The following is a 7,708-nucleotide window of genomic DNA, read 5'->3' on the forward strand; positions in this document are numbered from 1 at the left end:
CCGGCCCACGACCGCTACCGGACGGCGTCCGGTAGCGGCGAACGCGCCCGCATCACCGAGGACGTGAGCCGCCGCGACCGAGAGGTCCATGGCGAGCTCGGCCGTGAGGTCGCGGCCCGCGACCCCACGGACGCCGTCGGTGCCGAAAAGGCGCGACAATTTAGCGCTTGCTGTACTGCGGAGCCTTACGGGCCTTCTTGAGGCCGTACTTCTTCCGCTCCGTGGCGCGCGCGTCACGGGTGAGGAAGCCGGCCTTCTTCAGCGGCGGGCGGTTGACCTCGACGTCGAGGATCGCCAGCGCACGCGACAGGCCCATGCGCAGCGCGCCGGCCTGGCCGGTCACGCCGCCGCCGTCGATGCGGGCGATGACGTCGAACGCCTCCTCGGCGCCGAGCACCACGAAGGGCTCGTTGACGATCTGCTGGTGGACCTTGTTGGGGAAGTAGGCGTCCAGCGAACGACCGTTGATCGTCCACTTGCCGGTGCCGGGGACGATGCGCACGCGGGCGATCGCCTCCTTGCGGCGGCCGGTGCCGTACGAGTTGCCCGTGGTGACGGGCTTGCGGACGGGCGCGTCGGCGCTGGCGGCGGACTCGGTGGTGTACTCGGACGGGAAGTCCTCGCTGGAGGTGTCATCCAGCTCGGGCTCGACGGCCGTCTCGACACCGGTGGGCTCAGCCACGGTTCTCCTCTAACTCTTTCGATCTACTACTGGGCGATCTGGGTGATCTCGAACGGCACCGGCTGCTGGGCCTGGTGCGGGTGCTCAGAGCCCGCGTAGACCTTCAGCTTCTTGGCCATCTTCCGGCCGAGGGAGTTCTTCGGCAGCATGCCCTTGACGGCCTTCTCCACGGCCTTGTCGGGCCGCTTCTCCATGAGCTCGCCGTAGGTGACGGAACGCAGACCGCCCGGGTAGCCCGAGTGGCGGTAAGCCTTCTTCTGCTCAAGCTTGTTGCCGCTGAGCGCGATCTTGTCCGCGTTGATGACGATGACGAAGTCACCGGTGTCGACGTGGTTGGCGAAGATCGGCTTGTGCTTGCCGCGGAGCAGGATCGCGACGTGGCTGGCCAGCCTGCCCAGCACGACATCGGTCGCGTCGATGACGTACCACTGACGCTGAACGTCGGCGGGCTTCGGTGAGTACGTGCGCACGGTCGTAGCCTTCTTTATGCTCGCGTCTTCGGCGCGCTGCCGGATGCGACAGCGCTGAGGTCGGTCGGTGCGGGCACGCGACAGCCCGGACCTTCCGTCTCCGCGAGATAGGAGATGACGCCGGACGCGCCGCGCATCGGTCGCGCTGGACCTATGCACACAACGAACGATTAGGTTACCCGCCCACCTGGATGCAGGTCAAAAGAACGGGAACCATGCGCCAGTCTACCCGACCGCAGAACGGTTCGGTTTCGGTTCCCTGGGACCCCTTCTTCACCAGGACCAGACATCCCTATCGTTGGCAGCGGTATGTGGCACAACTCTCGCACCCGGCAGACCAGGCGGCGCCGGAGCCATCTGGGCGTGCTCACATGCCTGATGGCGGCCCTGTTCACGGGCGTGCTGATCGGGCGGATGACCGACGATCCGGAGCCGACCGGCCACATCTACCTCAACGAGACCGCGCCACCGGCCGCCGCGACAAAAGTGACGCCGACCCCGAAGAAGGCGCAGCCGTACGCGGGGCGCATCGCGCGGCAGACCACCACCACGGTGGTGCCGCGCGGCCGGGTCACGGTCAAGCCCACCAAGCCCGCGCAGGACGAGAACACGATCCCCGGCTACACGGCCGACGACCCGGCGCGGGTGCTCGGCGACCAGGCCGTCGAGGTGTCGCCGGCGATGGCGTCCAGGGTCGTCACGCTCACCAACGCCGCCCGGGCCAAGCGCGGCTGCGGCCCCCTTCGTACGGACGGCCGGCTCACGGCGTCGGCCCGCGCCCACTCGCTGGAGATGGCGCGCAGCGGCAAGTTCAGCCACGAGTCACCCGGCGGCGAGTCGCCGTGGGACCGCATGGAACGAGCCGGATACCGGGCGGGCGCCGCCGAGAACATCGGGCGCGGCTACACCAGCCCCGAAGAGGCGGTACGCGGCTGGCTCGACAGCCACGACCACCGCCAGAACATCCTCAACTGCCGCATCACCTCCATCGGCGTCGGCGTCGTGGCCGGTCCCGGCGGTCCTTGGTGGACTCAGGACTTCGGATATTCATGACCGCCTTCACGGTAGTGTCGCCGCATGGGTTTTCCCGACGAACGTGACACCAGCATGGAGAACACCCCCCGCCGTTCTCGCAGGGCCCGTGAGACCACCCGCAATCCCTTCGAGCCGGCCACGCCCGGCGGCGCCGAGTCCGGTGGCGGCTTCGGCGCGACGCAGCCCGGCGGGTTCGGCGCTCCTCCCAGCGGCTTCGGCGCGACCCAGCCGGGCGGTTTCGGCCCGCCCGCCACGCCTTCGTCCGGCCGTGACCCCTTCGAGGCGGCCGGCTCCGGCGGCGCCAAGGGCGGCAAGCCCGAGAAATCCGGCAGGCGAGGAAAGCCCGACCAGGCCGGCGGCGACCAGCCCGAGGCGGGCGGCCGCAGGTCCCGCTCGCGCAAGGGCAACGACGAGGCCACGCCCGAGCAGGGGGCGGACCAGCCGGCCGTACGACGCAGCACCACGTGGAGCCCGTACGACGAGGAGAGCCGCTCGCGCGGCCCGCTCATCTTCACCATCGGCGGCGCGGCGATCCTCGCCCTGCTGGCCGGCGGCCTGGTGTGGATGTTCAAGTCGGGCGGCGCCGACCAGGCGACCCAGAGCCAGTCGGCCGACCGCACGTCCGCGCCGCTGCCGACGGCGCCACCCGGCAAGTACAGCTACGCGACCGACCGCAAGACCGACCCCGACCCGCTGACGGTGAAGGAGCTGTTCGGGGCCAAGAAGGTCACCGTGTCGGGGCGCTCGTACACGATGACGATCACCAGCAAGGTCAAGAAGTGCTCGGACGGGGTGGTCGGCGAGAAGATCACCAAGGCCCTGAAGTCCGGCAAGTGCACGCAGGTCGTACGGGCGAGCTTCCGCGACAAGGACGGCAAGGTCTTCGGGACGATCGGCGTGGCCAACCTCTCCAGCAGCAAGAACGCCACCAAGGTCAGCAAGGCCGGCAGCAAGACCGACTACGTCAAGCCGCTGCCCGGCAAGGACTCGGTCACCAAGACCCTCGGCACCGGCACCGGCGGCACCCAGATCTCGACCCATGGTCACTACGCGGTGATGATCTGGTTCGGCAACAAGGATGGCACCAAGCCGGACAAGAAGGGTCAGGCCAAGCTCACCCAGGCGATGGACGACGTCACCAAGGCCACCATTTACAAGGCACTCGACACCCGGACCCTGACCGGTCACCCGGGAGTCTGATCTACCGCGAACCCAGCCATAAACGCTCGAACGACAGCGCTGATCCAGACGGGAACGCCCATACCGGCATAACGATCTCGCGACTCTCGCTAGGCTCCCCCTTATGCGTGGCCAGGAACCTGGGTCTGAGAACGATCGTAGGGAATCCGACGGCTCGGCCGCACCGGCGACGCCACCGCCGAGCTTCGGCCAGCCCCTTCAGTACTCCGACACCCCGGCGCCCCAGAGGGCGCCAGGGGATATACCGGCATCGCCGACACCGCCCGTGCTTGGCGCGGGCGCTGACTCCGGTGTTGACGCCGCCGACGACGACGGCGGCTTCGACGCCTTTGACGACCCCCACGACGACTCCGCCACACGCCCCGGCGGGATCTTGCCATTTTCGGAGGGTACGGGGAGATTGTCCGCATTCTCGGGTACGCCATCGGACGCCGAACGCACGATCACCGGCGCATCGGCCTTCAACCCCCAACCGGGGTCGGGCCCGCAGTCGCCGTACGGCGCGCAACCGGCCTCGGGACCGTCCTACGGCGCCCAGCCGACCTCCGGGCCCCAGCCTGTCTCCGGGGGGCAGCCGTTCGACTCGCGGACGACCGATCCGCAGTCCGCCGCCTCTCATTCCGATCATTCCGATCATTCCGATGCCGACGACCAGCCCTTCCCCGGCACGCAGCCGTGGGAGGTGGAGGACGACGACGGCGCTCCGTACGACTGGTTCGCCGACCCGCAGGGCCCGCCGCGCCCGATGCGCGGCCGTCTGTCCAGGAACCGCCCCGCGTCACAGCCGGGCGCCACTGCCTCGCAGCCGTCCCCGGACGGCCCCGCCCCATCGGCGCAGCAGCTTGCGAGCGGCAGGCCGCCCGCAAGCACACCGGCCGCGGGAACGCCCACCACGGCAGCCCGGCCGGCCGCCACCCCGGAACCGGACCCCGAGGTCACCGCGTCCCAGTGGTCCCCCGCGGCGGGTCCGTGGCCCGCGCCCGTCCCCGAGGAGCCCGCCACCTGGGCGGCCGACCCCGTGGTGCCCGGCGCGCCGTCATGGGAGCCTCCGCCGGCGTTCACCGCCGCGGCGGCGGGCATGCAGGTCTGGCCCGCCCCCGTCGCCGACCCGCCCGCGATGCCGCCGTGGCCGGCCGCCACCGGCGAGATCGCGGTGGAGCCCGACGCCGACGACCAGACGGCGTACACCTCGCCGTGGAACGCCCCCTCGCCCGGCTCCCCCTCCTCCGGGTTCAGCTCCGCCGGTCGCGCCGCACCCGCCCCCGCCGCGGCGAGCGACTTCTCCGACCCGCCCGACGACGCTCCCACCAGCCCGGGCGGCCTCATCCCGCCCGCCGTCGGCGAGCAGTTCAGCAAGCGGAGCGACGACCTCAAGCGGTCGGTGTACGGCGGTCCCACCTCGAAGGGCCCCACGATCGGCGGCGCCGCCGACGCGAAGGAGCCCCCGGAGGACCCGGCCTCCCAGACCGACCCGAACATGACGGTCCCCCGCCCCTTCGACGCGAGAGGCGCGGCCACCCGCCCGTTCGGCTCCAAGGACGCCCCGGTCACCGACCCGGAGATCCCGCACCCGGCCGAGCCGGGCGACGTCCCGGTCTGGCCGCCGACCCCGCACGGCGACGCGGGCCACCCGGCGCCGCCCGAGCAGGAGGGCAAGCTGCCCGACCTGCCCTTCGAGGTGTGGGGCCAGAAGCCGGCCCCCGCCGCCACGGCCTCCCCCGAGCGGTCCACGCCGCCCGGCGGGCTGCCCACCCCGTACGCGCAGGGCGGCGCGTTCAAGCAGCCGCCGTTCCCGCAGGCCGCCCCGGCCCGGCCGGGCAAGCCCGGGGGCAAGAAGGCCCTGTTCATCACGCTGGGCGTGCTGGCGCTGGCCGGAGTCGCGACCGGCGGCTTCTACGCGTACAAGTCGGTCAGTTCCCCGTCCAAGTCGACCGCCACGACGGCGGCCACACGGTCCGAGGCGCCCGCGACCATCACCCCCGACACCAGCAGCACCCCGGTCGTCCCGGCGTCCTCGCTGCTCAACTCGGAGGAGACGGACCCGCGCAAGCTCTCCCTCTCGGAGGCGTTCCCGCAGAAGAAGTTCGACGCTGCCGGGGTCTCCTTCAACCGGGTCAAGACCGACATGACGAACAAGTGCGAGGACGCCTCCTCAGGCGCGTTCGCCGAGGCGCTGCGCCAGCAGAAGTGCAGCCGCATCGTACGGGCGACCTATGTCGACTCCAAGCGCCGCTACGCCGTGACGACCGGCATCGCCGTGCTGCCGACCAAGGACAACGCCATGGAGGCGGACAAGGCCAAGAACCTCGGCCGCAACATCTGGTTCCGTGGCCTGCCGTCGGCGAACGGCTCGGGCGGCGAGCGCGTGGAGATCGCCGGCGGCTACGCGGCGGGCCTGGTCTGGGGCCGCTACATCGTCTTCAGCTACGCCACCTACGCCGACGGGCACACGCCCAGCACCAAGGAGAAGACGCTCGGCAAGTTCAGCAGCGCCTTCCGCGACCAGACCTCGCTCGTGCTGGAGCGCCGCCTGGCCAACGGCTGATCAAGGGCTGGGGACAACGGGGCCGATCAAGGGTTAGGGGCAACGGGGCTGATCAAGGGTCAGCGGCCGGTCAGGGCGCGTCGCCGAGGGTCCGCACACGGCGGGTGGCGGCGGCCCTGGCGGCCAGCTCCTCGTCCGGCGGGTAGCACACCTCCTCCAGGCACAGGCCGTGCGCGGGCGCCACATGCACCCCGGAGTCGCGTACGGCTCGCGACAGCACCTCGCCCGGCCACTCCACGGGCCTGCGCCCGTCGGCGGCGGCCAGCAGCGAGCCGACCAGCGCCCGCACCATCGAGTGGCAGAACGCGTCGGCCACCACGGTCGCCACCAGCACGCCGTCGTGCCCGCGTACCCAGTCCAGCCGTTGCAGCCGCCGGATCGTGGTCGCCCCCTCGCGCTTCTTGCAGAAGGCGGCGAAGTCGTGCTCGCCGAGCAGCTCGCCCGCCGCCGCGTTCAGCGCGGCCAGGCCGAGCGGCCGGTTGTGCCAGACGACCTCGCGCCGTCGCAGCGGGTCCACCCCGCCGGGCGCGTCGGACACCCGGTACGCGTACCGCCGGGAGAGCGCGGAGAAACGGGCGTCGAAGCCCTCAGGAGCCACCGAGACCCGATGAACCCGTACGTCCGGTGCCAGTACCCCGGAAAACCGTCGTACGAGGGCAGAGAGCCGCTCATCGGCGTCCAGAGGTATCTCCCCGTCGCGCCGGAGCGCGCCGAACGACTCCTCGGCGACGTCCACGTGCGCCACCTGGCCGCGCGCGTGCACTCCGGAGTCCGTACGGCCGGCGACGGTGAGCGTCACGGGCTCGGGCAGCCGCAGGATCCGCACCAGCGCCTGCTCGATCTCCCCCTGGACGGTGCGCTGCGTGGGTTGCCGGGCCCAGCCGGCGAAGTCCGTCCCGTCGTAGGCGAGATCAAGGCGTAGCCGTACCACGATCGTCCTCCCGCAGCAGTGTTCGGAACGTTCCGGGGCATTCCGAAAAATCGCCCCGAAAACGCGAACAGGCCCGGACCCCCGCGAGAGGGTCCGGGCCCGATGTTCACCCGGCCTGAGAGATCAGGCCTCGTCCTTGTCCTTCTTCGCCTCGCCGGACTCGTCGGCCGTGTCCGCCTTGTCGGCGGTCTCCGTGGCCTCGGGAGCCTCGTCGGCGGTGGTCTCCTCGGCCGGAGCCTCGGTCTCCGTCTCCGTGGTCTCCTCCGCCGGAGCGGGGGCGGCCGGAGCGGCGGCCTGGGCCGCCGGACGCGCGGTGCGAACCGCGTTCAGCGGCTCGGTCACCAGCTCGATGACCGCCATCGGCGCGTTGTCGCCCTTGCGCGGCCCCACCTTGGTGATGCGGGTGTAGCCGCCGGGACGCTCGGCGAACGTCACGGCGATCTCCGTGAACAGGTGGTGGACGACGCCCTTGTCCTTGACGACCGTCAGGACCTGGCGACGGTTGTGGATGTCGCCCTTCTTCGCCTTGGTGATCAGGCGCTCCGCCAGCGGACGGACGCGCTTGGCCTTGGCGACCGTCGTACGGATCTTGCCGTGGCGGAACAGGTCCGTGGCGAGGTTCGCCAGGATCAGCCGCTCGTGCGCCGGGCTGCCGCCAAGACGTGCACCCTTGGTGGGCTTGGGCATGATGTGCTCCTTGTGGGGTTAACCCGCCCCGGCCGTGCCAGGTACCGGAGTCAGGCCGGGGACCACCGGTCGGCGGCCCCCGTTACGTTCACCCGCGCCCCGAAGAGGGGCGCGACATCAGTACTGCTCGGTCTCGACGTACGCGCTGTCGTCGTCGT

General features: G+C 71.2%; 7 protein-coding genes and 1 pseudogene. 3 read left to right on the forward strand and 5 right to left on the reverse strand.

All coding sequences use genetic code 11. The annotated features are described in order from the left end of the window. From KME77_RS29340 to rplM, 3 genes and pseudogenes are all read right to left on the reverse strand, one after another. A pseudogene (locus tag KME77_RS29340) lies at positions 1 to 159 on the reverse strand (phosphoglucosamine mutase); the annotation flags it as partial. Position 160: 1 nt separating this feature from the next. Continuing rightward, positions 161 to 682 (reverse strand): 30S ribosomal protein S9, encoded by a 522-nt coding sequence (gene rpsI, locus KME77_RS15875; RefSeq protein WP_219467708.1) that lies wholly within the window; start codon positions 680 to 682, stop codon positions 161 to 163. Positions 683 to 708: 26 nt separating this feature from the next. Continuing rightward, a complete protein-coding gene (rplM, locus tag KME77_RS15880) occupies positions 709 to 1,152 on the reverse strand; it encodes a 50S ribosomal protein L13 (RefSeq protein WP_219467711.1) in 444 nt (147 codons plus the stop codon). A 309-nt stretch (positions 1,153 to 1,461) separates the two neighbouring features. On the opposite strand from rplM, the gene KME77_RS15885 reads away from it, so the two are divergent. From KME77_RS15885 to KME77_RS15895, 3 genes are all read left to right on the forward strand, one after another. Next, positions 1,462 to 2,205 (forward strand): CAP domain-containing protein, encoded by a 744-nt coding sequence (locus tag KME77_RS15885; protein ID WP_219467714.1) that lies wholly within the window; start codon positions 1,462 to 1,464, stop codon positions 2,203 to 2,205. Between the two features lie 24 nt (positions 2,206 to 2,229). Then, positions 2,230 to 3,387, forward strand: a complete 1,158-nt coding sequence (locus KME77_RS15890; protein WP_219467716.1) for a flagellar basal body-associated FliL family protein — start codon at positions 2,230 to 2,232, stop codon at positions 3,385 to 3,387. 400 nt (positions 3,388 to 3,787) lie between these two features. After that, positions 3,788 to 5,932 (forward strand): hypothetical protein, encoded by a 2,145-nt coding sequence (locus KME77_RS15895; protein WP_219467719.1) that lies wholly within the window; start codon positions 3,788 to 3,790, stop codon positions 5,930 to 5,932. A gap of 70 nt (positions 5,933 to 6,002) precedes the next feature. Here the strand turns inward: KME77_RS15895 and truA are convergent, their stop codons facing one another. Together truA and rplQ are read right to left on the reverse strand one after the other, a co-directional pair. Beyond that, the gene (gene truA / locus KME77_RS15900) at positions 6,003 to 6,863 is read right to left on the reverse strand and encodes a tRNA pseudouridine(38-40) synthase TruA (protein WP_219467724.1); all 861 of its coding nucleotides are present in this window, start codon (positions 6,861 to 6,863) and stop codon (positions 6,003 to 6,005) included. A 123-nt stretch (positions 6,864 to 6,986) separates the two neighbouring features. Continuing rightward, the gene (rplQ, locus tag KME77_RS15905; RefSeq protein WP_219467727.1) at positions 6,987 to 7,550 is read right to left on the reverse strand and encodes a 50S ribosomal protein L17; all 564 of its coding nucleotides are present in this window, start codon (positions 7,548 to 7,550) and stop codon (positions 6,987 to 6,989) included. Between the last annotated feature and the right edge of the window lie 158 nt (positions 7,551 to 7,708).

Source organism: Nonomuraea rhizosphaerae, assembly GCF_019396405.1.
In the GTDB taxonomy this organism is placed as follows: Bacteria; Actinomycetota; Actinomycetes; order Streptosporangiales; family Streptosporangiaceae; genus Nonomuraea; species Nonomuraea rhizosphaerae.

Excerpts from the sequence above, each read along its gene's own strand:
- KME77_RS15885 (WP_219467714.1), top strand. The coding sequence starts at position 1,462 with ATGTGGCACAACTCTCGCACCCGGCAGACCAGGCGGCGCCGGAGCCAT.
- KME77_RS15890 (WP_219467716.1), top strand. The coding sequence starts at position 2,230 with ATGGGTTTTCCCGACGAACGTGACACCAGCATGGAGAACACCCCCCGC.
- rplQ (WP_219467727.1), bottom strand. The coding sequence starts at position 7,550 with ATGCCCAAGCCCACCAAGGGTGCACGTCTTGGCGGCAGCCCGGCGCAC.